This is a genomic window from Paenibacillus sp. MZ03-122A, from assembly GCF_024213325.1.
GTDB classification, from domain to species: domain Bacteria; phylum Bacillota; class Bacilli; order Paenibacillales; family Paenibacillaceae; genus Paenibacillus; species Paenibacillus polymyxa_B.
In genome coordinates, this window is the sequence record NZ_JANAVI010000004.1 from 435,646 (window position 1) to 460,988 (window position 25,343).

A 25,343-nucleotide genomic window follows, 5' to 3' on the forward strand; every position below is an offset into this window, starting at 1 on the left:
GATAAGTATGGGGGCGTAAATCAACGATGTCAGAAATGGACAAAATCCAGAAAATAGAAGTTGCTGCACAAGCACATGCGCATGCGTCTCATGCCCGTTATTCTAGACAGGAATTATTCTCGAAAATTGGACCGACAGGCCAGCAAAATATCCGTAGTAAGCACGTGCTGATGGTGGGGGCCGGCGCACTGGGCACTGCCAATGCTGACATGCTGGTGCGAGCGGGCATCGGACGGCTGACGTTGGTAGACCGTGATTATGTAGATTGGAGCAATTTGCAGCGCCAACAACTCTATGACGAAGCGGATGCCCGTGGTCAGATCCCCAAGGCAGTGGCCGCGCAGAAGCGATTGCAGCAAATCAATTCGGACGTGGACATTCGTGCGCTAGTCCGGGACGTCTCGCTGGAGGAAATCGACGATATCGCAGCAGGGGTGGATCTTATCGTAGATGCCACTGACAATTTCGATACACGTCTGCTTATGAACGATTATGCGGTCAAGCACCGAATTCCTTGGATTTATGGAGCGTGTGTAGGCAGCTACGGGACAACCTTTACCATCGTGCCAGGGCAGACACCGTGCTTGCATTGCCTACTCGGGACCGTACCACTTGGCGGTGCGACCTGTGATACGGTCGGTGTGATTAGCCCGGCTGTACAGATGGTGGCCGCTTATCAAAGCGCCGAAGCATTGAAGCTGCTCACCGGGGACGATTCGGCTTTGCAAAATAAGCTGATTTCTTTCGATCTGTGGAACAATCAGCATCAGGCGATTCAAATCAGCGCCATGAAGAAAGCCGATTGCCCAACGTGTGGTGAGCACCCAGTGTATCCATTTTTACAATCGGAGCATCAGGCTAAAACGGCTGTCTTGTGCGGACGAGATACGGTTCAAATCCGCCCTGCCCCGGGTACTGTACGTGATCTGAATGAAGCGGCACGTTTGTTATCCCGTCAGGGGGGCAAGGTGGAGCATAATCCATACCTGGTATCCGTTGTTATCGGAACGCATCGAATCGTTCTTTTTCAGGATGGACGCGTCTTAATTCATGGCACGAAGGACATCGCCGAGGCGAGATCGATTTATCACAAATATTTGGGTTGACCCAATAGATTCGACCCGTTATGAGATGTACAATGTTTCCTTATTTTCGCTATCACATTTCGTCATTTCATTTTGGAATTTATAGGATAGGGGAAAAACAAGTTGAAAAAGAAATTTGGGTACATATTCACGTTCGTTGGATTGTTGGCATGGGTTCTGGCGGGCTGCTCGTCTCCGGCTGCTGTACAATCGGCACAGTCCGCACCCAAGACAGAACTAGTTGTATCTGCCGCTGCAAGTCTTCAAGATAGTCTGAATACGCTCAAAGGCCAGTATGAGAAACAGCACCCAGATATCAAACTTACCTTTAACTACGCTTCATCTGGTACATTACAAAAACAGATTGAGCAAGGCGCACCCGCTGACGTATTTATTTCGGCAGGCATGAAGCAAATGAAGGCATTAACCGATGCTTCATTAGTGGAAAAGGATAACGTTCTTCTTCAAAATAAACTGGTTGTGGTTGTTCCGCAAGATAAGGAGAAGAGCACAGATAACAAAAGCATTACGCTCAATGACCTGATGGGTCCTTCTTTCCTGAAAGTGGCTGTTGGGGAGCCTACTACCGTTCCCGCCGGACAGTATTCCAAAGAATCGTTAACGAAGGCTGGACTATGGGACAAGCTGGAACCTAAGATGGTATTCGCCAAGGACGTAAGACAGGTATTAAATTATGTTGAAACAGGCAACGCCGATGCAGGACTCGTCTATTTAACGGATGCCAAATCATCCGATAAAACGGTCATAGCACTGGAAGTGCCCGAGGAATTGCATGCACCCATCCTGTATCCTGAAGGCGTTGTAAAAGCAACCAAACATAGCCAGGAAGCAGGCGAGTTTCTTGATTTTCTACGGACAGATGAAGCAATGAGTGTGTTCAGTAAAGATGGATTTTCAGCCCCTACAGAAATGACGGGAAAATAGAATTCACAGATAAAGGAGGGGGTCCCGTTGGATTGGTCAGCTTTTCTTCCTCCGGTTATCGTATCTGTTAAAGTCGCTGTCGTCGCCAGCATCATCGTCTTTTTATTAGCTACTGTGGTAGCGCGAATGATGGCGAACTGCATGCCGCGGAGGGGGACCAGCGTGATCGAGACCGTCCTACTTCTTCCGCTCGTTTTGCCTCCCACTGTTGTTGGCTTTATTTTGCTCATCTTGCTGGGAAGGAAAAGCTGGATTGGCACTGCCTTCGAAAACCTGTTCGAGCAGACGATTGTATTTACGTGGGGAGCTGCAGTGGTGGCGGCCGTAGTTGTTGCTTTTCCACTGGCTTACCGTACGATTAAAGCAGGATTTGAAGCTGTAGACCCGGAGCTAGAACAGGCTGCACGTGCGCAAGGTGCCAACGAATGGCAAGTGTTTCGCCACATTACGATGCCCCTTGCCTATCGACCGCTCATTTCAGGATACATTCTCGGATTTGCCCGAGGGTTAGGGGAATTTGGCGCTACGCTGATGCTTGCAGGTAATATTCCTGAACAGACCGAAACTCTGCCTACAGCAATTTACACTGCGTCCGAGGTCGGAAATATGACACTCTCCTGGAGCTGGGTAGCCGTCATCATTTTATTCTCTTTTATCATGTTGATGCTTTCTAATCGACTGGTAAAGGATTAGTCCGTCTGGAGTAAGAACATGCGCAGTCTGACGATAGGGCAGCTGCGGCAACGTTATAGAGCAGCTTAGATCACCAAGAAACCCTGCGATTACTAAAACGCAGGGTTTCTTGTTCCTTTCGACAGCGATTACGGTGACCTCCCGGTCCTTGGTATCGCGCATATGGTAAAATTTACAATAAAAACAAAGAGGATGAGGAACATGAAGAAATTCGGGCAAATGTTTCTGGTAGGTTTAGCCATGGCTTTCGGGCTTGGTCTGGTGGCCGGAAATGTGCAACCTCCCGCCGCTTCCGCGGCCGGTACAGAATATTATGTGGCCACGAGCGGCAGCGACTCTAACGCCGGAACGAATGATGCGCCGTGGAAGACGTTGCAGCACGCGGCCGACGTGGCTCCTGCGGGCAGCACGGTTTACGTCCGAGGCGGCGTGTACAAGCAGAAATTAAAGATTACCCGCTCTGGCTCCGCTTCGCAGGGTCCCATTGTGTTCACCAATTATGGGACAGAGAGCGCCATTATTGATGGCAGCGGACTTCCGGTCAGCGGGAACGAAGGGCTGATCGAACTGGCCGATGTCAATTACGTTACTGTTCAGGGGTTTGAAATCCGCAATTTTACCACTGCTTCCAAGAACGTGGTGCCTGTAGGTATTTATGTCCACGGTTCGGGCGGCTTCATTAATCTGTCCAACAACAAAATCCATGACATCAAAAACACGGTCACTCCGACCGGCAAAGATCGGTTGGGTCGGGACGCTCACGGTATCGCTGTTTACGGCACGAAAGCTCCGGCTTCGATTCACGACCTTACGATCAGCGGCAATGAGCTGTACAATCTCGTGCTGGGCTCCAGCGAATCGCTCGTTTTGAACGGCAACGTGGATGGCTTTGCGGTGACCGACAACCTTATTCACGATAATGACAACATCGGGATTGATTTGATCGGCTTTGAGGGCACCGCGCCGAATACGACTTACGATCAGGCGCGGAACGGGTTGGTGAAGGGCAATCGGGTGTATAATAATTCAGTTCAAAATAACCCATCTTACAAGAGCGATGACAACTCGGCCGGCGGCATTTATGTAGATGGAGGCAAGGACAGCATTATTGAGCAGAACTACAGCTACAACAACGATATCGGCGTCGAAATTGCCTCTGAGCACGCCGGTAAAGCAACCAGTAATATTACGGTCCGCAGCAACGTGATATATAACAACCGACTGACCGGCATTGCCATGGGCGGTTACAATGAGGAGCGTGGCTTCACGGTAAACTGCAAGATCGTGAACAATACACTATACAAGAACGATACGTTTGACGACGGAAGCGGTCAGCTTTTGGTTCAATTTGATACGCGAAACAACGTGATCAAAAACAATATTTTCGTGGCCAGCTCCACGGATGTGCTGATATCCAATGGATACACCAAAAATTCCGGCAATGTTGTGGATTATAATTTATATTTTTCTCCAGGCGGCAGCTCAGAGGCCAATTGGACTTGGAAAAATAAAGAGTATACGGGATTCTCCGCATATAAATCAGGAACCGGCAACGATACGCATTCTCTATTTGCCGATCCTAAATTCGTGAATGCCGCGAACAGCGACTTCCATTTGCAGTCTTCGTCACCTGCGATCGATGCCGGGAATACGGACCGTGCCATCATTGGAACACTGGATATCGACGGGAAGCCTAGAGTACAGGGAGCCGCTGTGAACATCGGTGCCTACGAGTAAGTCCTATATTTTATGACAAACAATGCATGGCGAAAGTGTTTGGGGCCACTGTTTGTACATTTTTACAATGTTCCTTGTAATTAAAACACCTTCAAAGTGAAACCCCATGTCGTAAGATATGGAGATAACCTTGAAGGTGTTTTTGCGTTGGCAACAAGATTAAGCTATCCTCGGAAAGTAAAAATGGAAGTCATACAAATGAGATTAGAAAGTTGTTCCTGTTCGATAGGCTCCGATTAACATAGTTGTTGCACACCTTTTAACCATACGGATTTGATCGACAAAGTATCCGAGATGTTGGTTGTCGGATCACCGTTTACTAGTATAAGGTCAGCGAGCGAACCTTCGGCAATACAGCCGCGATCGTTAAGCCCAAAGCAACGGGCCGGTTTCGCGGTAGCCGACTGAAGCGCTTCTATGGGAGTAAATCCGGCCTCAACCAGCAATTGCATTTCATGATGAACGCTGGCTCCATGAGCAAGGCCGCCAAGATTGGGAACAGGAACGGGGGCAACATCCGTCCCGACCAGAATATCCACACCGGCACGGTGAAGATCCATCACATTTTTAAAGCTATTCTCCAAATTGCCTTGGGGGAAAGTATGGAAGCTTGAGTTCAAAATATCGATCCATTCTGGACTTAATTTGGAATAAACACGTGAATCATTCGCCAATTCTGATGCCGGATTCCCCAGAATGGATGAGTTCAATACCAAGCACGGTATAACAAATGCGCCTGAATCCGCTATGGATTTCACCAACTCAGATGTGTATTCGGGCCTGTCGAGAAATAAGTGACCCAATCCGTCGACTCCCATATCGATGGCGGTTTGCGAAGAGTGAGCCGTCAAGACGTGAGCTATGACTATTTTATCGAGCTTATGGGCTTCTGCCACGGCTGCTTTTAAAATCTCGTCGCTTAAAATAGGCAGTCCAGGGGCACCCAAGACCGTCCCTTCTTCAATCATGATTTTAATAAAGTCGGCGCCACTCTCCACTTGGGTATGCACATGTTTGATCGCTTCTTCCACTGTCGTCACTTGGGGCACTTTTTCGTGATCGTGAGCGTAGGCGGCTAGCATAGCTTCCCGGTCTTCCTTGGGTAACTTCTCCAATTCCTTTAATACGAACTCAGGAATTTCATCCTCATCCTGCAATAATTCATCCGGATGACCACCTGGAGCAGTGATCGCTGTGCCGGCGGAACGGACTTCGGCGACGTCATTCACGTTTTTCAACTGGATCTTGCGCCCTCTTTCTGTAAAGCTGCCGTTCATTTCGAGTTCTGTCGTGACGCCGAATTTTAAAGCATCTCGTAACCCACCGATTGAAGTGTGGACATGCGCATCAATCAGGCCAGGCAATAATGTCGCATTTTCCCCATCGATGATCGTTGCATGCGTCGGAAGGTCTCCGCCTACCGAAATAATGGTTTCCCCTTGGATGACAACATTTCTGGGCTCAATAACTTTTTCTCCATCGAAAATACGTACATTCGTAATCGCTGTAACTTTTTCTACCGTAGAGCTTTGAGTTACATTCTTCATGTCGTTCCTCCTTAGTGTTCAGTTTTAAACACTTAGAATTCTAACTATTAGTTTTATAACTGTCAATAAACTGATTTTCATTTGACAAACAGTTTAGAGATTTATATAGTTTATTTACTGACAATTAGACTTCTAATAATTTGAGGAGGTATGATTATGGAAACCCAAAAGGATACGGTTTTTCTGGATTTGTTTCAGGTTATCGGTCTTAAGTTAAAGAAAAGAGCGGACGAGAGCATAAAAGAGTTGGGATTAAATGCTCAACAAGGAAAAATGATTAGATATATCTACGAGAATCAAGAAAATAATTTAATTCAGAAGGATCTGGCCGATCGGTTTCATCTGCGCGGAGCCAGCATTACAAGCATACTTCAAGGTCTTGAGCAAAAAGGATTCATCGAGCGCAAAATCCCGGCCAATAATGAGCGGCAAAAAAATATTTATGTTTTACCAAAAGCCATTGAATTGATTGAAGCTTTTAGCGACTCTTTTCAAAAGGTGGAGGACGAAATTGTTCAAGCCCTGACCGAAGAGGAGAAGCAAATCTTAGAGGAAATGTTAAACAAAATTAATGAACGTTTATAATTTTAGATAAAATCATGTTCCAAAAATCACTTTTGCTAGTCTCTGTTTTATAGGAGAGGAATCGGTTATGATGGATATAGTAATAGGGATTTTAGTAGATTTTAGGAGAGCGGTGCGATATGAGAAGGGAAACGGGTTTTAACGAAATTATTCGAAAAGTACGTAAAGAGCTGTTTGGGAAAGGCCCGGAGCGCATACATACAACCTTTGTAGATAATATGGCCATCACGATGCTGTATGGAAATTTAACCCCATCTGAAAAGTTTCTGGCACAAGAAGAATCTGGGAAAGAGATGGTGCATGCAGCTCGAACCAAAATGGTTCAAAAAATATATCCTACACACTTCAATAAAGAACTGGAGGATTACATGGATTCCCGGCTGCTGCACCTCTTTTCAGATATTAAAGTGGAGGAAGATATAGCCATCTCCGTTTTTGTATTTGAAGATAATATTACCGCAAAATAAAAAGAAGGCGGAACCGATATAGCATCCATATTGTTGGAGAGTTCGGCTACACCCTCGATTTAATTAACGATGTCCTAATTGAAATGGAATGAATAGAGAGTTTTTTCTGTTCACACGTTTTTTCTTCTTCGATATTGATATTGGGACCATTGGTAGAGAACAAAACATCCTATGCAAAAACCAAGGATAGCCACCAAAGCCGCCACTAGGACCATGGCCGAAAATACATAAGCGACAATACTCCACTGGAGCATAAATCCTACCCAAGCGACCAGCAGAAAAAAGACGGCAAGAAGCTGATTAAACCTTTGCTGTTCTCGGTTCTCCTGCACATATGAGGAGGGGCTTTTCTTCAAGAAAAGCTTGGCTATCCGCATTACTGGATTGAAGTTAAAAAGGACGCCGAGCACTCCCGCGATAAGAGGAATAACTAGCACCCCATATCCCCCTGTAATCCAAGTAAAAACTACAGATAAAACAATTACCCATTGATTAGCCCTGACTAACGGGCGCGGAATGGATGGATTTTGGCTCAAATATATCATCCTTTTCATATCGGAATAAATTCAAAGATGGAAATATTATAGCCTAACATTTGGGGAATAGATACCAAAAAACCAAAGACTCTGCAAGCCCATCTGCTAAGGTTTTTTGTCTTGCTTAATTCCTAGCAATGCATAATCCAATTTGTTACAATTCTTATATACGCCTATTGGGGAAGATAGACATTGTTGTACTCTATGCGCAAACCACGGATCAGGAAAGGAACCTACATAGTTTATGAAAAAAAATGATTTTGGAAATAGGATGAAGGAATATGAAAATGCCTATAGATTAAGCCTACCACGCCGTTTACCCAGGTCAGCCTTTAGCCACTTTTGATGCGAGAGCATGGGTCTTGCCCAAGGATGAGGTTACAAACTACTTTCTATGGAGACAACAAGATGCTACTAAAAATAGCATTTCTATGGTAGCTCAAGCCCATTTCAGGCATTCAGAATTAGAAGGATTGAACGGAAAACAGCTACAAGACAAGCTTTTTGTGGAAAAAGGGCTAAACTGGAACGAACTTCCGGTCTGGCAAAAGCGGGGAATTTGCATTACCAAACAACAGCACCAACAAAGGCGAAGCCGTCAGAAGCAAGTGGGATGTTGATCATGAGACACCGATTTTTTCACAGAATAGAGATTATATTAACCAATATGTATACTTGGACAAGGATGTGTAGATTTGGAGTGTGTCATTTTTATAGGAATTCAGGCTTCGGGCAAGTCGACATTTTATAAAGAACATTTCTTCAAAACACATATGCGAATAAACCTTGATATGCTTAAAACACGGAATAGGGAAAATATTTATCTACAAGCCTCCATCGAAACCATGCAGCGCTTTGTTGTAGACAATACAAATGCTACCGTTATAGAACGGAAGAAATATATAGATGCTTGTAAAAATAAGGGATTTAAAATTATTGGCTACTATTTTGAACCCGATTTTGCAGAATCTATTAAGCGTAATGAGCAGCGTACAGGCAAAGAGTATATTCCTGAAATCGGTATTAAAAGTGTTATGAGTAAACTAGAGGTTCCAAGCTACGAAGAAGGATTTGATGTACTCTACAGCGTGATTTCCATTGAAGGAACGTTTCAGATCAGAAGACTGCCGGAAAACCATACAATATAGGGGGACTACCATGAACATACCTGAGAGATTCATCAAACGTTTTCCAGCATACGAAGATGTATTTGCCAGCGATCTTGAACATCATCGCAAGCACTTTCTGCCGATTTGCTCGATTAATCTTCAGTTTTTATTCCCGGAGCAGGACGAGTGGCTGCATTTTGTTTCCGCAAAAGAAATCTACGAAGGCTGTGTGGGTGAAAATACTCAGCAATTTCATACCTCATATACCAAGGAAGATATGCTGGGTTTCGATGTCATTGACGGCAAATACAAATTCGAAGCAGACTGGAATTATTTTAGTCTCCATCAGAAAGAGCAATTGGAAGTCACCTATGAGGCGCTGAAATCTACCGGAGATAAAGCGTACCTACGTATGAAGAGAGAAGTCATGGCGTTGGACGGACTGGAACAGGTGTACATGGCTAATGAACAAGACTACCAAGCTCGCAAAGCATTTTTCCTGGAAAACAATAAAATTTATACATATTCCTCCTTTGGAGAGGCCAAAAATTCTGTGGAAGAACTCATCCGTGATTTTGAGGAAAAGCAATCCAGCGGTTGGGGGCTGAGTTTCCCTGAAGTTAACGGTATTTTAGAGGATATCGCATTTCAGTCTGACAAGGCTCAAAGTTTTATCAAGGAATATGACGAATCTCTGGAAGAGATGCTCCAGTTCGAGCAAACCAATCTGCTTCATGTGCCTAAGCGTCCCAATGGTGAGACTTTTATCTATATCGGTTCCATTACCGGATATTATTTTCAAGCGTGCGGGGCGGATGCCGTCTATTTATTTTACGACCAAGAATTAAGCAAAGCGGTAATTTGCTTCGAATATTCATAAGTGAGGATTTTGCAAAATCCTGAAGTATATAAAAAACTCCCATCAAGGGAGTTTTAATATTTATTTCTTATTCATCTCCACATCATGCTCTTTGGCAAGTGTGTTGACCTGTTCACCAAAATCTCTGAATAGTTTTCTACCTTCGCTGAGCTTAGTATTACTTTCATTGATTAAGTTCAGATCCTGTTTATCCAATGCATCGAGCATCTTAATGAAGGCTTCCTTTTGAGTACTAGCGGCCTTGATGTAGGTTTCGTGGACGGCTCTTACCTCAGGCGTTTCCGTCTTTACAGCTTCTAACTTATCAACAAATTTGGTGTATTCCGGGATGATATCGTCTTTTAAAGCATTATATAGTGTAACATCATCTGTAAAGTTATCTCCGGTCACAGCTTCATACTTATCAGTAACTGCTTTTTCATCTTGTGCCAAAGGAAGCATTCCATCATTGACATACGTAATTAAATCTTTTTTAACCGGATCGGTAGAGCAAGCTGCCAAAATAGAGAAGCAACATAATACTAACATAAACACGCTAAGTTTTTTCATCTGTATTCCCCTTTTTTATGTATGTTATGGGTAATTCGATTCATTTAATAGTCAGAAAGAACTATCCATATTGTTTGATTATATCGTATAAATAAGAGAATGGTAGGAATTTTGTGGTAAAATAGTGTCAAAATTAAGTTGATTGATATGCTTTTAACATAAGTGCAACAGGAAAGTTAAGCGAACCCCAGGCGCACATAAAAAAAACGGATCATTCGCACCTTAAGCGGGGCGCGGGATTTTAGAAATTCACGCCTATTTGCTTCCATTTTTGAGTTAAAAAATGAGATTCGCACTTTATGCGGTGAGAAGCCTTATGCAGTAAGGCTTCTCACCACATGCTTGCTGTCGCTCCCCATGTGGGAGCGTGGATTGAAACTTGAAAGGCTCGACTCTCTATAAAAGTGATGTGAGCCTTCTTTGTCATGGAAAGATAGAAGTGTAGATGTGGGGAACAAAGCATAGGGGGGATGTACGATTGGAATTGGGTGAAATGAAAAAGAGAAGCCCAATAATTATGTAGGCTTCGTGGAGTGTTGAATTTTAGGGTGTAGCGAGTGTACAATAATCAGTTATTTTCTTCCTCAAATTGCAACAGTATGGATATGTCTTTGATATCTAGGGCATGGGCGATTTTTTCAAGCATGAGCAGGTTCACTTCTTGTCGCCCATTTTTACAAAGCTGTGAAATTCTTGCTTGGTTAACACCTGATTTTTCAGAAAGTTGCATTTGGGTCATGTTTCGCTCTTTTAATACTTCTTTAAGTCTTATGTTTAATTTTAGCAAAGAAAATAGACCTCCTAAAAATCCATTGACATTATTCTTTTATGCGAATAATATAGTACATATAAATATTCGCTAAAGCGAATATAATTTATCGCCCAAAGGGATGTTACAACATACCCTTAGCTTTGCTATTGCCATTTTACCAGATTTCAAAAGGAGGAAGATACAGTGACTACGAAATTCAAAGCGAATGAGCAAGCAATCAAGGATATTGTACGCATGAGACCGGTTTGGACGCAAGAAGTTGAACATGGAGAAACTGAGCTACACTACTATCATATTATGGATGCCCTCAATCGCAAGTGGCAAACCATTGGTATAAACGTCTCTGACGCTATTGAGGTGTTTGAAAAAGGACACAACGATGCATGGACATACATTTTGGAGCCAGCCCCATTTAATCCTGACCTGACCGCTAACGATTTAATTAACAGGCTCCATATCGGCCCCGATGCGTGGCATATACGCAATGCTATGCAAATCATACTGAACTCGGTGGAAAGACGCAATGCATTCGTGAGTCGTCTCGTTAATGTAAACAGGGAGGATATCTGCAAGCTTCTTTGCACCATGAAAAATGAATCTCCAAAATAATCAGCTTTCAGACGAGGCATTTATACATATGTATGGAGTGAATCCTGTGGAGGCCTTGTCTGTTTATTTTCTGGAGTCTGTGGATATTCATACCCATTGGGAATGGTGTGATGCTGGCGGTACAAGCCAAAAGGCTATTCAATATAAACGGGAGGCCCCTTTTATGACGTTGGTCCAGGCTATTGAGAGAGCTGAGTTGGAAGCATAAATTGCTATAGCATTATATTTTTGCCCGCAAAATGGACTTCCACGGAATGTGTCTCCTTTACGCCCAATTGAAACCAAAAGCTGAAAAGGATATAGAGAAGTACGGTATGGGTTGCGTTGAATATAGGTAGCAAAATATAATAAATAAAGCTGGTGCGAACCCCAAGCTCACATAAAAATCCCGGTTCCTTCGCACCTCAAGCGGGACGCGGGATTTCAGAGATTCACGCCCATTTGTTTCCATATATACGAGTCGAAAAAGGACATTCGCACTTAACATGCTGGGAAGCCTTACACAGCAAGGCATCTCAGCAGGTGCTGTCGCTCCTTATGTAGGAGCGTGGATTGAAATTAATGGCACAAGCACAAAACACAGAGGTAAATCAAAGTCGCTCCTTATGTAGGAGCGTGGATTGAAATTCATTGCCGGCAGCACCATATGTTGTGCCAGCAGGCGTCGCTCCTTATGTAGGAGCGTGGATTGAAATTTTGGCATTGGCAACTCAATTTTCGTGTGATAAAGTCGCTCCTTATGTAGGAGCGTGGGTTGAAATGTCAGATGCGTGGTATCCGCAGTTTCATTCAGACGTTGCTCCTTAAGCAGGAGCGTGTCTGCAGACACGCAATTCAGAAAAGCTCCTTAGAGTGAGGGAGCTTTTTTGTCGTGATGTGATATAAAGTGCGGTTAGCTAGGAGAGTTGCAGGGGGCGTATGACCGAGGCTAAGCTTGATCTGTTAACGTTATAGGGAGAGCTGGCAATTGCTCAGCCTGTGATGTAATTTATTGCAGAGATACGTGACAATGAATTATTATATTAGCCATCTGTAAAATTGAAGTGAAGTAGGTTATGTGAATGGAAAGAAATGATACACAAAAAACACTGGCGACCTGGTTTAATTTTAAATTCCGACTCTTGATAGGCGGCATAGTAGTTGGCTTGTTATCTGGTAGCGTGGTTGTGTTGTTCCGATTTGTGTTGGAAGAAGCTTTGGAGCGTGTTCTTGAATTTTACCACTATCAATTGCGCCATATGTGGATTGTCCCATTATGGTTCGTGATATTAGTAATAGTCGGCTGGGCAACGGGAATGACCGTCAAAAAACAGCCTGCGATTTCCGGTAGTGGTATTCCCCAAGTCAAGGCAGTCCTACAGAATAAGCTACATATGAATTGGTGGAAGGCTCTTACAGCTAAATTTCTAGGGGGTGCCATTAGTATTGGTTCCGGTTTGTCCTTGGGAAGAGAAGGTCCTTCTATTCAAATCGGGGCTCTAACTGCCCAGGGATTTAGTCGTTTGATGAGTAAATCGAAAACAGAAGAGAATATCCTGATCACCTGTGGAGCAAGCGCTGGACTGGCAGCGGCATTTAATGCACCCATTGCAGGGGTCATTTTTGCGTTGGAAGAAATTCATTTGAATTTCTCGCCTCTTATCCTGATTGCGTCACTCGCTTCATCACTGGTGGCTGATTTTGTATCCAAAGAGTTTTTTGGAATGAGTCCCGTTTTTCATTTTATGAATGTGGGGCCTGTTCCGCTGAATCAGTACGTTCATTTACTTATTTTAGGCATTATTGTGGGTATTATGGGCGTTATTTTCAATAAGTCTATATATGCCTTTCAAGATTTCTATCAAAAAATGACCTGGCTGCCTGCTCCATATAGACCCATTCTCCCTTTTGTAATTTCTGGAGTGCTTGGACTAAGCATGCCATTACTGCTTGGGGGCGGAAATGGCCTGGTGAACGATTTGATAACGGATTCTTTTTCGTTGAAATTTCTTCTTGTTATTTTAATACTTAAGTTTTTATTCACGATGTTCAGTTACGGTTCTTCTGCTCCTGGTGGAATATTTTTACCTATGCTCGTGATCGGGGCCTTAATTGGTGTGATGTATAGCAAGTTCATAAATGGATTATGGGGAATGCCTGTGCTTAGCGAAAGTAGTTTCTTGATTTTGGCAATGGCAGGCTATCTTACAGCGAGCTTGAAGGCTCCTATTACTGGAATCATATTGATTACCGAAATGACAGGGAATTTCACTAATCTGCTATCTACAGGTGTTGTCTGCCTCGTTGCCTACATGACGGCCGAGCTGTTTCGTTCTCATCCCGTGTATGAAGTTCTGCTGGAGCGCTTTTTGCATCAAAGAAAGGCAAGTGGTGAAACGGAGCAATCATCAAGCAAAGTTATACTTGAAGTACCTATTCTTCAGGGATCGCGTTTGGACGGTACACAAATCAAGGATTTTCAGTGGCCTGCTCACTGTCTCATTGTTTCTGTCAAGCGCGGGTCGGTTGAAAAAATTCCTGATGGACAGATGCTTTTGCTGGCAGGAGATTATTTGAATATACTTACAAGCGGACGACACGCTGCCTATGTCCATGATTGTTTGAGAGAACCCGCAGGTCAAAGCACCGACTGGATAAAAGGGATTCCAAATGAAAAACCTTAAAGAAATATCTTCCATCGAAACCAGAATTACTTTATGATAAAGATAGATATCCTATAATTTCCCTGTATATATTTAGGGAATAGCTGAATATCTTTAATACATTTGAGAGGAGATTTCAGTATGAAAAGGTTTAAAAAGGTGGTTTCAGTTACACTAAGCTCAATGCTCCTGCTTTCATTCGGGATGACGGCAAACGCGAGCGGGAGAGGACGGACCAAGCTGCTCGGGCAGTTTCCAATATGCAGCTAACAACTGATAAGGAAAGTTTTATTGAACAATTAACACGCGCGGACAAGCCTGCAGTATCACAGATTCGGTGTACACCATTACAGAAAATATGAACTTGGCGACACCACAGAAATCGGTATTGAAAAAGAGAGTGACCCCTTCGCTCAAAGCCAGCACAAAATCAGTATCAGCTAAAGCCGCAGCGACCGTAGCGACAGCGTCCACTGCTACATATTCCGGTACGATTTCAGAAGAGGGAGGCACACAATTTTTATATCCGATCTATTTACAGCCAGGTGAATTGCTGCAGGCTCAGTTGGATGGTCCATTTTCAGCCCAGCTTGACTATGACTTATACCTGTATGAGTTTGACATGGCAACAGGTGATACTAATTCCAATCCTATAGATGTTTCCAACTACGGGACTTATGTTAACAATTATGAGCAAGGAACTGCTTCTCTTCCAGAAAACGTAGGAGCTCGCAACTCAATCGGAGCCGAGAAGGCTTACGCGCTTGCAGTTCATGCCAAGAAGGGGTCTAGCATTAATGATCTTTTCTATTTAACTGTAGCAGTAAGCTCCAGTTATGATGTCTATGAGCCGGATGACAGTGCCTTCCATGCTTATAATTTTACTGTTAACGACAAAGGCTCCTCGATTAACTTCCGTACCATCCATTCCGCTATAGACAACGATTGGAATCAAGTTACAGTACCAGCCAGCCGTAAATTATGATGCATTAAATGTGAAGCTGGATAGCACTTCGGAAAGCTATGGGTACAAAGCGGAAGTTTATGCAGCTCTTACGGGCAATCAAATGGTGCTTCTACCGCAAACCAATCATAATGTTACCCTAAACACAGGGACCTACTATGTACGAGTGTACAGCACAAGTCAGTATTCAGCCGACCATTTGTATACACTATCAATTAAACCAGTGCTTCGAGCTGGCAAAATTTAAATTACTGGCTATAACTCCAATGGCTATTATGATTATCCGACATATTCTTACGGTCGTCATTATCGTATTAACGGAGGCAGCAGTCTGATCGTGAACGGTGTTGTGAAAACAACAGATGGTCAACTGGTTCCCAATGCTCCTGTCACGGTCGTATGGCTGGATAAGAACTGGAGCGAGAGCAGCGGTAACCGTACGAGAACGGCTTCTACGTACACCGATGATAGCGGTAAATTCAGTGTGCCCCTTTCTCTTCCACAATCGACAGGAAAAAATGTAGTTTATATAAGTGAAATTGGTTCTACACACTACTATGATCTTACAGGAGTTGCCGCTCAGGTCGATGGAACTTCGATTAGTGCGACGGACATTGTTTATCTGTTTGCTTATAGCTTGAGAAATTAAGATATGCTTTAATGTAGTTTTGATTCATGAGAGTCGCTTTTTTTGAATGGTTAGCTGAGGCTTTCCACTTCTGAAAGAGCGACTTTTCATGTTTATTCACCAAGAATAAGAAAATGGTCTTGTTTTCATAGATTACAAATAAAAATTGTTTTGCATAATATATTCCAATAGAACCAAAGATGATTTATGATTGAGCCATACAGCCTAGAAATCACCCTGGTTTATCCGGGGATAGCGGGAATTCCTTAAACCATTTGAGAGGGGATTTCAGTATGAAGAGGTTCAAAAAGGCTATTGCAGTAATGTTAAGCATGATGCTCCTGTTTGCTTTCGGAATGACTGCGAATGCGAGTGAAAGTACGGAGGCTGCATCGGATCAAGCGATTAAAGCAGAATCAAAGATTCATCTAACAACTGACAATGAAGACGTTATTAAGCGTTTGACGCGGGCAGACAAGCCAGACAGCGTTACGTCTTCGGTTTATGTCATGCAAGAAAATCTCAACTTCAAGACACCAGAGACAACCTCATTGAAAAGGGAACCCGTTACTTCGCTGAAAGCAAGCCCAATGGCTGCTTCAGCCACAGCTTCTTCTGCTACGTATTCCGGTACGATTACGCAAGAGGGAGGCACACAATTTTTATATCCGATTTATTTGCAGCCTGGTGAATTGTTGCAGTCCCAGTTGGATGGTCCATTTTCAGCCCAGCTTGACTATGACTTATACTTATATGAGTTTGATATGACGACAGGTGACATTAATTCTAATGCCATTGACGCATCCACCTATGGTACTTATTTTAACAATTATGAACAGGGTGCTGCCTCACTTCCTGAAAACGTAGGAACCCGTAACACTGCCGGATATGAAAAGGCATATGCGATTGCTGTCCATGCCAAAAAGGGTTCCAGCATCAATGATCCTTTCTATCTAACGGTCGATACAAGTTCCAGCTACGATGCATATGAACCAGATGAGAGTGCTTTCCATGCCTATAACTTTACCTTTAGTACGGGTGGTTCGTCGCTTAATTCACGCTCTATTCATTCAGGCATTGATAACGACTGGTACCAAGTTACGATCCCTGTCAGCCGCAATTATGACGCTTTGAACGTAAAGCTTGACAATGTTTCGGACGGCTATGGCTACAAAGCGGAAGTCTACGGAGCTCTTACCGGAAACCAAATGATGCTTTTGCCGCAAACGAATCATAATGTTAGCTTAAATACAGGAACCTACTATGTGCGAGTGTACACAACAAATCAGTTTTCAGCTGACCATTCATATGCACTCACACTTAAACCGGTGCTTCGGGCTGGGAAAGTTGTAATTACCGGTTATGATTCTTCTAAAAATGGGCCTAATGACTACCCAACCTATTCTTATGGGCGCCATTATCGAGTTAATGGAAGTAGTAGTTTTACTGTGAAGGGCGTGGTTACTACAACTGACAATTATCCAGTTGCAAATGCTCCTGTTGACGTAACATGGTTGAATCAAAACTGGAGCGAAAGCAGCGGAAATCGCACTCGCACAGGTACTGCATATACGGATCAGAATGGAGTTTTTAGTGTTACTGTTTCCCTGCCACCTTCAACTGGAAGTATTGCAGAATATCTGTCTGGAGCTATCAGTTTCACACACTATTTTGATCTTTCAGGGGTAGCTGCTCAGGTGAGAGGTACTTCGAATATAGCCACAGATGTTGTATATCACTTTGCTTACAGTATTTATGGAGGGTGATAGATGGGGTTATAAAGCAATCACTTAAGGTGAATTGTTGCTTGAATGAAATGAAAGTAGTTTGTTTCAATATTTGTTCATTATTGGGACAAAGCATATATTCATTCCATATATGCTTTGTCCGATATATATAGAAACAGGGTCACATTACACTATACATACGCCTTAGATTGCCTGTTACAAACATGACAGGAGGAAATAGAATGAATTTTGGACCTTTTAGAGCACAGCAAGCGATTCTTAATGCAAGTAGTTTACGGATTAATCCGACAAGCAAGCAAGCTCCACCACCCCAGCTTCATGAAGAACAGGTCTCCAGAATGGTAGTTCAAGACTCCATGGAGATCAGTGAAGCTGGTAGACAGTTGGCCGAAGGGGCTATTGTATCACAGGCTGCCAAGTATTTCGGTACAACACAGATTAATGATTCATTAAACCGGGTTTTGGAAGGTCAGCCAGAAGAAGTGTCTAATGCAGTGTACAGTATGATTCAATCTAATTTTATCGTCGACGGAACAGTAACGGATGAGAGTCAGCGAGCTGTGCTACTGGAGATGGGAGTTACTCAATCCAAGTATATTGCTGATCATTACATGGAAGGCGACAAGGCCAAAGAGTTTCTGGAAACCATGAACCAGATTGCTGGTATTGCTTTAACACGATCCACTGATCCAGAGACCGGAGATATTAGCTACACGACTCCAATAGATCGTCCGTCAGGTGCTCCTGAGGATTATGTCAAGCTGTCGGAGGTGATGAAGCAGGTCGATCCTCAAAAATATACCGCGTACATGAATGATATTAAAGGTGGAGGAAATGGGCTGAGCCAACTGTTAAATTTTGCGCAAAAGGTTCCTCAACATCCCGATTGGATTGAGAAATACAAGGAACGCACGGGACAGAACGCAGAGTTGCTAAATAACACACCGTTAAACAATAGGTTTGACAAAGCTGATACGACATCAGCTTCTGCTTTTATGAACAGTATGCAAAATCTTCTTAAGGAATCTTCCGCTACTCAGGATTCTTACATGCAAAATATGCGAGGATTTTTTCGGAACTTGGGCGTTCAGATTCATTAATATCCTCAAATAATTTGTCAGTTCTGTTTACATCCTGCTAGGAACGAAGTATAATAGCTTCAAAACATACTCGTGATATAGAGGAAGCACCTCAAACCTAGGCATTAACGCCTTCGTTTGAGGTGCTTTTTCTATTTTACCCGAAGCGAGTTTGTAAAACTCTTTGAAAATAAAATAAAGTAAGGAGAAGTGTATGTATCGAAAAAATAAGCGAAAGGTAAGGAAGTATAGGAAGTGGGTGTATGGATTTTTGGCTGTATTCCTACTATTAACGATGATTCCCATATTTCCGGAAAGGGTATCAGCTGCTGCTCAGGAGATCATGGGGGGCCCTTTTTGCCAAAACAATTTGCCGGGTGGAGGCGATAGTTGGGGTTCTTGGTCAGGAAATGGGATAGGAGCAACAGAAGTATATACTGGCATGGGTTCGGCCAGGTATAAATGTGATGGTACTACGCAGCCGACAAATCGTTTTATTGATATTGGAAGATCCATTAAGACTTCGGATTACAGGATTTTTGTTTACATTGAAGGGTCTTATCATACTGATATATATGCATCTAATAGCGCGGCAGGCGACAGTTGGAGGCCTAATGGAACAAACTTATATACATGGACTAATGTAACGAAATTCTATGCGGATAGATATTATCAGGGAAAATGGTTAGATATCACCGACTCTATTACATTAAGAGATGTTCGATATTTCAGAGCGGTGGGAGATAGCCAACAGACAAGTGCTGAAATATCCAAGTTTGGAATCCGTGTTATTCCCAAATCGGACCTAATGCCTAAACCACCTCAGATCCATGCAGGTACAGAGGGACAAGCGATCACAGGATGGACCAAAGAACCTGTAACCGTGTGGATAAATGGGGACGTGGCTCCTGAAGGACTAAAATACTATGAATATAGCCTGAATGGAGGAGCATTTCAGCAATACACCGGGCCTTTCACTGTTTATGAACATGGTGTAAATACAATTTATGCCCGGACGGTGGACGTAAATAATCAGTATAGTGGTCTTTCTTCTGGGAATGTCCGAATAGATAAGATGCCTCCAACTCCACCCACCCTAAGCGCAACGGGAAATAGTAATGACTACACCATTTCATTACAGCCGGGAACAGACGATTATTCTGGACTAGCCTATACTCAATTTCGTTTGACAGGCGTTATGAATCAAGATTGGCAGGACTATGTTGGAGTGTTTCATGTGAATAAAGATGGCAAAAGCACGGTTTATGCACGCTCCATTGACAGCGTCGGTAATGTGAGCCAAGAAGTAAGCAAAGAAATCACGATTGATAAAAAGGGACCGACTGCTCCTGTCATCCGGGCTAGTGAAACAGGTCCAACGAACCGTGATGTTAATGTTACCATTGATTCAGGAAGTGATTCTACAAATGGAATTAAGATGACACAGTATCGCTTGGGTCCATTAGGGGAGTGGCGGACATACAATGGCACTTTTACATTAAACGCAGAAGGGACTTACGAATTAGCAGCACGGACGATCAATAATCTCGACGTGTCTAGTCCAATCGTGACTCAATCGGTTATGATTGATCGAACCAAGCCAACGCCTCCAAAAGTTACGTTTTCCGAGGTGACGACACCTACTCGATATACCAATATGCCAGTGGAGTTTGCTCTATCGGGTGCGACGGATACTACAGCAGTACATTATGAATATCAATTGGATTCTAGCGCCTATGTGCCTGGTTCGTTGGGAATATTAAAGGATTCGGGTATCATAAAAGTGACTGCCCAAGCTGTAGATGCAGCTGGGAATCGAAGTGATCCAGTATCCGTAATGTCTTATATTGATTTGGAGCCACCGACGATCCAACTGAGGCCGGATTCGCGTGAATGGAAAGATACCCCTATTCATGTGAGGATACGATATTCCGATCAGCATTCGGGGATTGAGTCGTCGACAATGCAGTATAAAATCACGAACAGCCCTGATTCACCTGAGAACTGGGATACTGCAGCCGATACAACACTCCAGATGGATCTTTCAAATGAAGGTGAATGGTATGTTCATGCCAAGGTCAAAGACAGGGTGGGTAATATTTATGAAACAGTTAGCAGTGCGCTGTGCATTCAAAAGCAGCCCCAACCGGTTGTGCTCTCTGCGACATCCGTACGAAATACGGAAGCTGATTTGCAGTGGACTCTCCCGTCGGGCCTTGATGATGGTTACGTTTATACAGTCCGAAATCTAACAACTAATGAGGTTTGGGATGTTACGCATCCGACAAATTCTTTTACAGATAGAGGGCTACAAGGAGGACGGCAATACGAATATGAAGTGCGTTCCAGTAATCATGTAGGAGGCAATGCGTATTCCAATCGAGTCCGTGTATTAACGTTACCTGATGCTCCTGATCATATCCAGTTACGACCTGTCTCTCGTCATTCTACAGAAATCATGGCTGATTTTACGCCAGTTTTCTCAGCTAACAAATATAACATTACAGCAGCGGACGTAAGTACGGGAGAAATCATATTTAGGAATACCGTTACACAGGATGTGTACAATCCAATTACGGGAATGAAGCCTGGTCAATATTACGATGTTTCTGTATCAGCTATTAATGACACTGGAGAGGGTACAGCAAAGCATGTATCTTTTCTAAGCCTACCAGACAGCCCGAACGGATTCCGGAATGTAACTGTAAGAGAAGATGGAATCGATTTGAAGTGGAATTCTGTAATCACTGCCACCTACTACGCCCTAGAACGTGACGAAGTCTCGGTTTATAACGATGTGTATACAGAATTTACCGATAGTGATCTTCAGGCAGGAACAGAGTATGGTTATAACGTTTCCGCTGAAAATGCAACAGGATTCGGAGACTATGCCCATCTAGGAGTCATCACTTTACCTGATCGAGTAACTACATTATCCAGTGTGACGAGGGATGTGTATGCTATCGGTGTTGCGTGGCAGGATGTGCAGGGGGCTGAAGGATACATCTTGAATGTTAACGATGAACCGAAGGTGCGGGTTGCGCGTGGTATCCATTCTTATACTTTTGAGGACTTGCCAGCGGGTAGGTCTGCCAATATTAAAATACGAGCCTACAATCGAAGTGGTACAGGTAAAGATACGTCTATCAACGCATTAACACTACCTGATTCGGCTGTGCAACTTGCAACTGAAGATGTTTGCGAGCATGATGCCACGTTGATATGGGCCCCGGTTGATGGGGCAACTCAATATAAGGTAACGATCAACGGTCAAAATTTTTATAGTACGGAACCACATGTAGTTGTATCTGGTTTAACAGGTGGGAGAAACTATGATTTTCAAGTGAGCAGTGGGAACAGTAGTGGTTTCAGCCAGCCAGCGTTGGGTAAGCTGCTGACACTTCCTCCTCAAGTACAAAATGTTAATGTTACAGAACTTGAGGGTGGACAGATTTTACTGAGCTGGGATGAAATCAAGAGCGCTTATCAATATACTGTAATCCGTAAAGATACGGGGGAAGTTTTTAACACCAGAGATGCCCATATTAAGCTTTCAAATATCCAGCCTGGTATGATTTACTCGTTTGGTATACAGGCCGTGAATACAACGGGGGTAGGTAATATAACTCCCTTTACGCATCGCGCTTTGCCAGGTCAAATACCAGACAATAGATTGACTGTGAAAGAAGTAACAGATACCGATTTGGTTGTTACGTGGAAAGAAGCTCCGGGTGCAGATGCTTACAATGTCTACCAAAACGGGGGGCTTATCGGTCATACGACCTCCCATGAATTTAAAGTAGATGGATTGGATAGTTCTACATTGTACCGTATTACCGTCAAGCCATTGAACACAAGTGGTGAAGGTAAGCAGACAGAAGGTCAGGTCGAGACGCTGCCGTCTCCAGCATTTGCGTTTTCGAAGTCAGAAACAACGAATAGTGAATTTATCATCCATTGGGAGTCAGACCATGAGAATGATATTTTCGTCCTCGCCAGTGAAGGAGGAACCGAGCTATATCGTGGTAAGGATCGAAGCTATATCTGGAGACAACTTAAAGAGAAGCAGTTGTATACAGTTCAACTTTGGGCAGAAAATAGTCAAGGAAAACGCACAGAGGCAAAACAAGCGTATGGAAAAACAACGGCTAATACTGTGGACGTAGGTGGCGGAGCAGGAGGGGCGGAGAGTGTAAAACCGATTCAGCCTGTTGTAAAGGAACCGTTAGAAACAGAGTATATTCAAGATTCAACCGTTGAGAAGAAGCCAAATCATTTTAGCGACATTGATCGGATATTTAATAAAGAAAAAATAAATGTGCTTGCCGATTTGGGTATAGTAAAGGGAACAACCCACACGCTATTTGAGCCGAACAGACCTGTAACGCGTATGGAGTTCACTTCTATGCTGATCCGTTCCTTGAAATTACCGCTCGAAACGGATGTGACTTTAGGCTTCGAGGATATCAATCCATCGGCGTGGTACGTTGATTTGCTCAAAACGGCGATTAAAGATCAGGTCGCTCGTGGGTTTAGTAATAGAGAATTTGGCCCAGATCGGATCATTAACCGTGAGCAGGCGGCTAAAATGGTGAATAACATTATCAAAGCTACTCCACAGCAAGAAAGCAATGCATACTCGGATTCCTCTCAAATTGTAGAGTGGGCCAGAAAGGATGTACTTGGACTAACCGAGATTAATTTAGTACAAGGATATCCAGATGGTAGCTTCCGTGCCAAACAAGAGGTCACACGGGCGGAAGCGGCTGAGATGATTTATAACATGCTACAAATGAAATAGAATGAAAAAGGGGCGGCGTTGGCCAGCCCCTTTTTTGTGTGTAGTAACTTATTCTGCAATAGCGGGGTTTATGTTGGATGCTCTGTAGGCAGGAACGCCATTAACGAGTGCGGTTCTTAGCTGAATATATCGTATACCATAATAGGAGGTTGTACTACTCAAGCCGGATGAAAGTACAGTTATTTTATAATATGAAAAAGGAATCTCATTACTAAATTGATAAGTTGTTTTTGCAGTGGTTGGCAAAGTTTCGACTTCACCTAACCTAAACCAATTTTCTCCGTCAATAGAGCCGTGAAAAGAAAATGAAAGTATAAAAGCTCGAGAAGATGGCTGAGCTAAAAGAATATCATTGATCGTCTTGCCTGTATCTAATTTGAAGATGATTTCTCCACCTCTACCGCTTAAACTGCTCTCCCAATAGAGATTATTATCGACTAAAACATTTTTCGGAAAAGTATTTTTAGAATCCCCGTTGGTTGAAACATTTTCCTCTGCTATAACAACAGGATCTACAGAAAAAGTATAGTTGTCTGGATTTTGGCTGAATTTTGCCATGTTGAAATTCCCCTTTTAGTTTAATTTTTGAATGTGTTGAAAAGGTTGATTTATATCATTTATATGGAACTCTCTATGAATATATTCCTTGATGATGGAATGCATACTAGTGTTTAAGCGGTCTAACATCATAATTGCAAGCTCATTTGCGGGCGGGGAGTTGCATGTTTAGAATATAAATAACTAATTGAGGTGCGAGAAAGGAAATGGATAGAATATGAAAATATACACTTATTATTTGGGAGATGGCTATATGGAGTGCGTTGATTTGTGTCGAAGAGATCTCTACGTTTCGAATTAAGTATCGGAGGTTGCTCCAGAAAGGTATCTGGCAAATTGTTACGGAGCAGTTTTCGGAGTACAGGCACGGATGGGCACCTGCCTACATACAATAAACAGACCGCAAGCCCGGTAAGTAACAAAGGCCGGTAAGTTCGCAACTACCTCAGGAGGTGTCATCCGTGCCCGGACTATTTAGCGCTATCGCTCTGTTCATCAAGGAATTGACGCTGCTCGTTTCCTACGTGAAAAACAACGCCTTTCCGCAGCCATTGACTGAGAAAGAGGAAGCTCGACACCTAAAGCTGTTTGCCGAAGGCAACGCACACTCCCGTAACACACTCATTGAACATAACCTACGGCTGGTGGCCCATATTGTGAAAAAATTCGATAACACCGGCGAAGATTTGGAGGATCTTATATCCATCGGTACCATCGGACTGATCAAGGCCATTGAAAGCTTTCAGACTGGGAAAGGCACCAAGCTGGCAACATTTGCAGCCCGTTGTATAGAAAATGAAATTCTTATGCATTTACGATCCCTAAAAAAAACACGCAAAGACGTATCTCTCCACGATCCTATAGGGACTGATAAGGAAGGCAACGAGATTACTTTGATTGATATCCTCGGCACCGAGGCGGATGATATTGTAGATAAAGTACAGCTCAAAATTGAGAAAAGTAAAATCTATCGCAACCTGGATATTTTAGATGAGCGTGAAAAAGAAGTGGTGATCGGCCGCTTCGGCCTGGAAGCCGGAGGAGAAGAACGAACACAGCGGGAAATTGCACGAGAACTGGGAATTTCGCGCTCGTACGTGTCACGAATCGAAAAGCGCGCGCTGATGAAGTTGTACCATGAGTTTTACAAGCAGAAGGGGTAATGGATAAGGAGATATATGAAGCCGCTTGAGGCCCTTAACAGGGCCTTTTTAGGTCTTTTTCATAATTCAATTACTTGCTTCTTTTCAGAGGTGTGTTTAAATTGCATCCCCCTCTGCCCATCCAATATTCTTATCTAAGGCTATCTTATAAAAACAACTGTTCCTTTTCGCTTAAATAATAACTATTTTGCTATGTGTTTTCATTTAAAACGCAAATAAAAGCCTGTAGTGGTTTTCTACACTACA

At 43.3% G+C, this 25,343-nt stretch carries 21 protein-coding genes and 2 pseudogenes; 18 read left to right on the plus strand and 5 right to left on the minus strand.

The window, feature by feature from the left end:
* The first annotated feature begins 26 nt into the window (after nt 1–26).
* The 4 genes from NLX74_RS12020 (at nt 27) to NLX74_RS12035 (ending at nt 4,460) form a co-directional block, all read left to right on the plus strand.
* Complete coding sequence (locus NLX74_RS12020; RefSeq protein ID WP_302058565.1) at nt 27–1,106, plus strand: thiazole biosynthesis adenylyltransferase ThiF; 1,080 nt, start codon at nt 27–29, stop codon at nt 1,104–1,106.
* Nucleotides 1,107–1,208: 102 nt separating this feature from the next.
* The gene (gene modA / locus NLX74_RS12025; RefSeq protein ID WP_235309246.1) at nt 1,209–2,030 is read left to right on the plus strand and encodes a molybdate ABC transporter substrate-binding protein; all 822 of its coding nucleotides are present in this window, start codon (nt 1,209–1,211) and stop codon (nt 2,028–2,030) included.
* Nucleotides 2,031–2,057: 27 nt separating this feature from the next.
* Nucleotides 2,058–2,723: a molybdate ABC transporter permease subunit gene (gene modB, locus NLX74_RS12030; protein ID WP_235309248.1), complete on the plus strand. Its 666-nt coding sequence runs from the start codon at nt 2,058–2,060 to the stop codon at nt 2,721–2,723.
* Nucleotides 2,724–2,924: 201 nt separating this feature from the next.
* The gene (locus NLX74_RS12035; protein ID WP_254328880.1) at nt 2,925–4,460 is read left to right on the plus strand and encodes a right-handed parallel beta-helix repeat-containing protein; all 1,536 of its coding nucleotides are present in this window, start codon (nt 2,925–2,927) and stop codon (nt 4,458–4,460) included.
* A 236-nt stretch (nt 4,461–4,696) separates the two neighbouring features.
* On the opposite strand, the gene NLX74_RS12040 is transcribed toward NLX74_RS12035, so the two are convergent.
* Nucleotides 4,697–6,007 (minus strand): amidohydrolase family protein, encoded by a 1,311-nt coding sequence (locus NLX74_RS12040; RefSeq protein WP_254328853.1) that lies wholly within the window; start codon nt 6,005–6,007, stop codon nt 4,697–4,699.
* A gap of 150 nt (nt 6,008–6,157) precedes the next feature.
* On the opposite strand from NLX74_RS12040, the gene NLX74_RS12045 reads away from it, so the two are divergent.
* A complete protein-coding gene (locus NLX74_RS12045) occupies nt 6,158–6,592 on the plus strand; it encodes a MarR family winged helix-turn-helix transcriptional regulator (protein WP_419538109.1) in 435 nt (144 codons plus the stop codon).
* Between the two features lie 119 nt (nt 6,593–6,711).
* On the plus strand, nt 6,712–7,059 hold the full coding sequence (locus tag NLX74_RS12050) for a Na-translocating system protein MpsC family protein (RefSeq protein WP_013311231.1): 348 nt from the start codon (nt 6,712–6,714) through the stop codon (nt 7,057–7,059).
* Nucleotides 7,060–7,169: 110 nt separating this feature from the next.
* Here the strand turns inward: NLX74_RS12050 and NLX74_RS12055 are convergent, their stop codons facing one another.
* A complete protein-coding gene (locus NLX74_RS12055) occupies nt 7,170–7,604 on the minus strand; it encodes a DUF4395 domain-containing protein (protein WP_483311649.1) in 435 nt (144 codons plus the stop codon).
* Nucleotides 7,605–7,909: 305 nt separating this feature from the next.
* Between NLX74_RS12055 and NLX74_RS12060 the strand changes: the two are divergent.
* The 3 genes and pseudogenes from NLX74_RS12060 to NLX74_RS12070 all read left to right on the plus strand — a co-directional run.
* Nucleotides 7,910–8,288: pseudogene (locus tag NLX74_RS12060) on the plus strand (tRNA(His) guanylyltransferase Thg1 family protein); the annotation flags it as partial.
* 2 nt (nt 8,289–8,290) lie between these two features.
* Nucleotides 8,291–8,743, plus strand: coding sequence for an AAA family ATPase (locus tag NLX74_RS12065; protein WP_254328855.1), 453 nt, complete (start codon nt 8,291–8,293; stop codon nt 8,741–8,743).
* 10 nt (nt 8,744–8,753) lie between these two features.
* On the plus strand, nt 8,754–9,584 hold the full coding sequence (locus tag NLX74_RS12070) for a siderophore biosynthesis protein (protein ID WP_235309261.1): 831 nt from the start codon (nt 8,754–8,756) through the stop codon (nt 9,582–9,584).
* 60 nt (nt 9,585–9,644) lie between these two features.
* On the opposite strand, the gene NLX74_RS12075 is transcribed toward NLX74_RS12070, so the two are convergent.
* Entirely contained in the window at nt 9,645–10,133 is a 489-nt protein-coding gene (locus NLX74_RS12075) for a hypothetical protein (RefSeq protein WP_061830400.1), read from the minus strand.
* A 568-nt stretch (nt 10,134–10,701) separates the two neighbouring features.
* The gene (locus tag NLX74_RS12080) at nt 10,702–10,920 is read right to left on the minus strand and encodes a helix-turn-helix domain-containing protein (protein ID WP_235309263.1); all 219 of its coding nucleotides are present in this window, start codon (nt 10,918–10,920) and stop codon (nt 10,702–10,704) included.
* A gap of 168 nt (nt 10,921–11,088) precedes the next feature.
* On the opposite strand from NLX74_RS12080, the gene NLX74_RS12085 reads away from it, so the two are divergent.
* The 8 genes and pseudogenes from NLX74_RS12085 to NLX74_RS12115 all read left to right on the plus strand — a co-directional run bounded on the left by NLX74_RS12085 (nt 11,089) and on the right by NLX74_RS12115 (nt 23,376).
* Complete coding sequence (locus NLX74_RS12085) at nt 11,089–11,514, plus strand: hypothetical protein (protein WP_235309265.1); 426 nt, start codon at nt 11,089–11,091, stop codon at nt 11,512–11,514.
* A gap of 28 nt (nt 11,515–11,542) precedes the next feature.
* A complete protein-coding gene (locus tag NLX74_RS12090) occupies nt 11,543–11,722 on the plus strand; it encodes a hypothetical protein (protein ID WP_254328856.1) in 180 nt (59 codons plus the stop codon).
* Nucleotides 11,723–12,144: 422 nt separating this feature from the next.
* Entirely contained in the window at nt 12,145–12,321 is a 177-nt protein-coding gene (locus NLX74_RS25995; protein ID WP_483311650.1) for a hypothetical protein, read from the plus strand.
* Nucleotides 12,322–12,575: 254 nt separating this feature from the next.
* Complete coding sequence (locus NLX74_RS12095; RefSeq protein WP_235309269.1) at nt 12,576–14,177, plus strand: ClC family H(+)/Cl(-) exchange transporter; 1,602 nt, start codon at nt 12,576–12,578, stop codon at nt 14,175–14,177.
* A 120-nt stretch (nt 14,178–14,297) separates the two neighbouring features.
* A pseudogene (locus tag NLX74_RS12100) lies at nt 14,298–15,769 on the plus strand (carboxypeptidase-like regulatory domain-containing protein).
* A gap of 272 nt (nt 15,770–16,041) precedes the next feature.
* Nucleotides 16,042–17,514 carry an Ig-like domain-containing protein gene (locus tag NLX74_RS12105; RefSeq protein WP_254328857.1) on the plus strand — a complete coding sequence of 491 codons (1,473 nt, stop codon included), beginning with the start codon at nt 16,042–16,044 and terminating at the stop codon, nt 17,512–17,514.
* Between the two features lie 203 nt (nt 17,515–17,717).
* Entirely contained in the window at nt 17,718–18,596 is an 879-nt protein-coding gene (locus tag NLX74_RS12110) for a hypothetical protein (protein ID WP_254328858.1), read from the plus strand.
* Between the two features lie 193 nt (nt 18,597–18,789).
* The gene (locus NLX74_RS12115; protein WP_254328859.1) at nt 18,790–23,376 is read left to right on the plus strand and encodes a fibronectin type III domain-containing protein; all 4,587 of its coding nucleotides are present in this window, start codon (nt 18,790–18,792) and stop codon (nt 23,374–23,376) included.
* Between the two features lie 48 nt (nt 23,377–23,424).
* Here the strand turns inward: NLX74_RS12115 and NLX74_RS12120 are convergent, their stop codons facing one another.
* Nucleotides 23,425–23,934, minus strand: a complete 510-nt coding sequence (locus NLX74_RS12120; RefSeq protein WP_254328860.1) for a discoidin domain-containing protein — start codon at nt 23,932–23,934, stop codon at nt 23,425–23,427.
* A gap of 461 nt (nt 23,935–24,395) precedes the next feature.
* Between NLX74_RS12120 and sigK the strand changes: the two genes are divergently transcribed.
* Nucleotides 24,396–25,097, plus strand: a complete 702-nt coding sequence (sigK, locus tag NLX74_RS12125) for an RNA polymerase sporulation sigma factor SigK (RefSeq protein WP_013311218.1) — start codon at nt 24,396–24,398, stop codon at nt 25,095–25,097.
* Nucleotides 25,098–25,343: the final 246 nt, after the last annotated feature.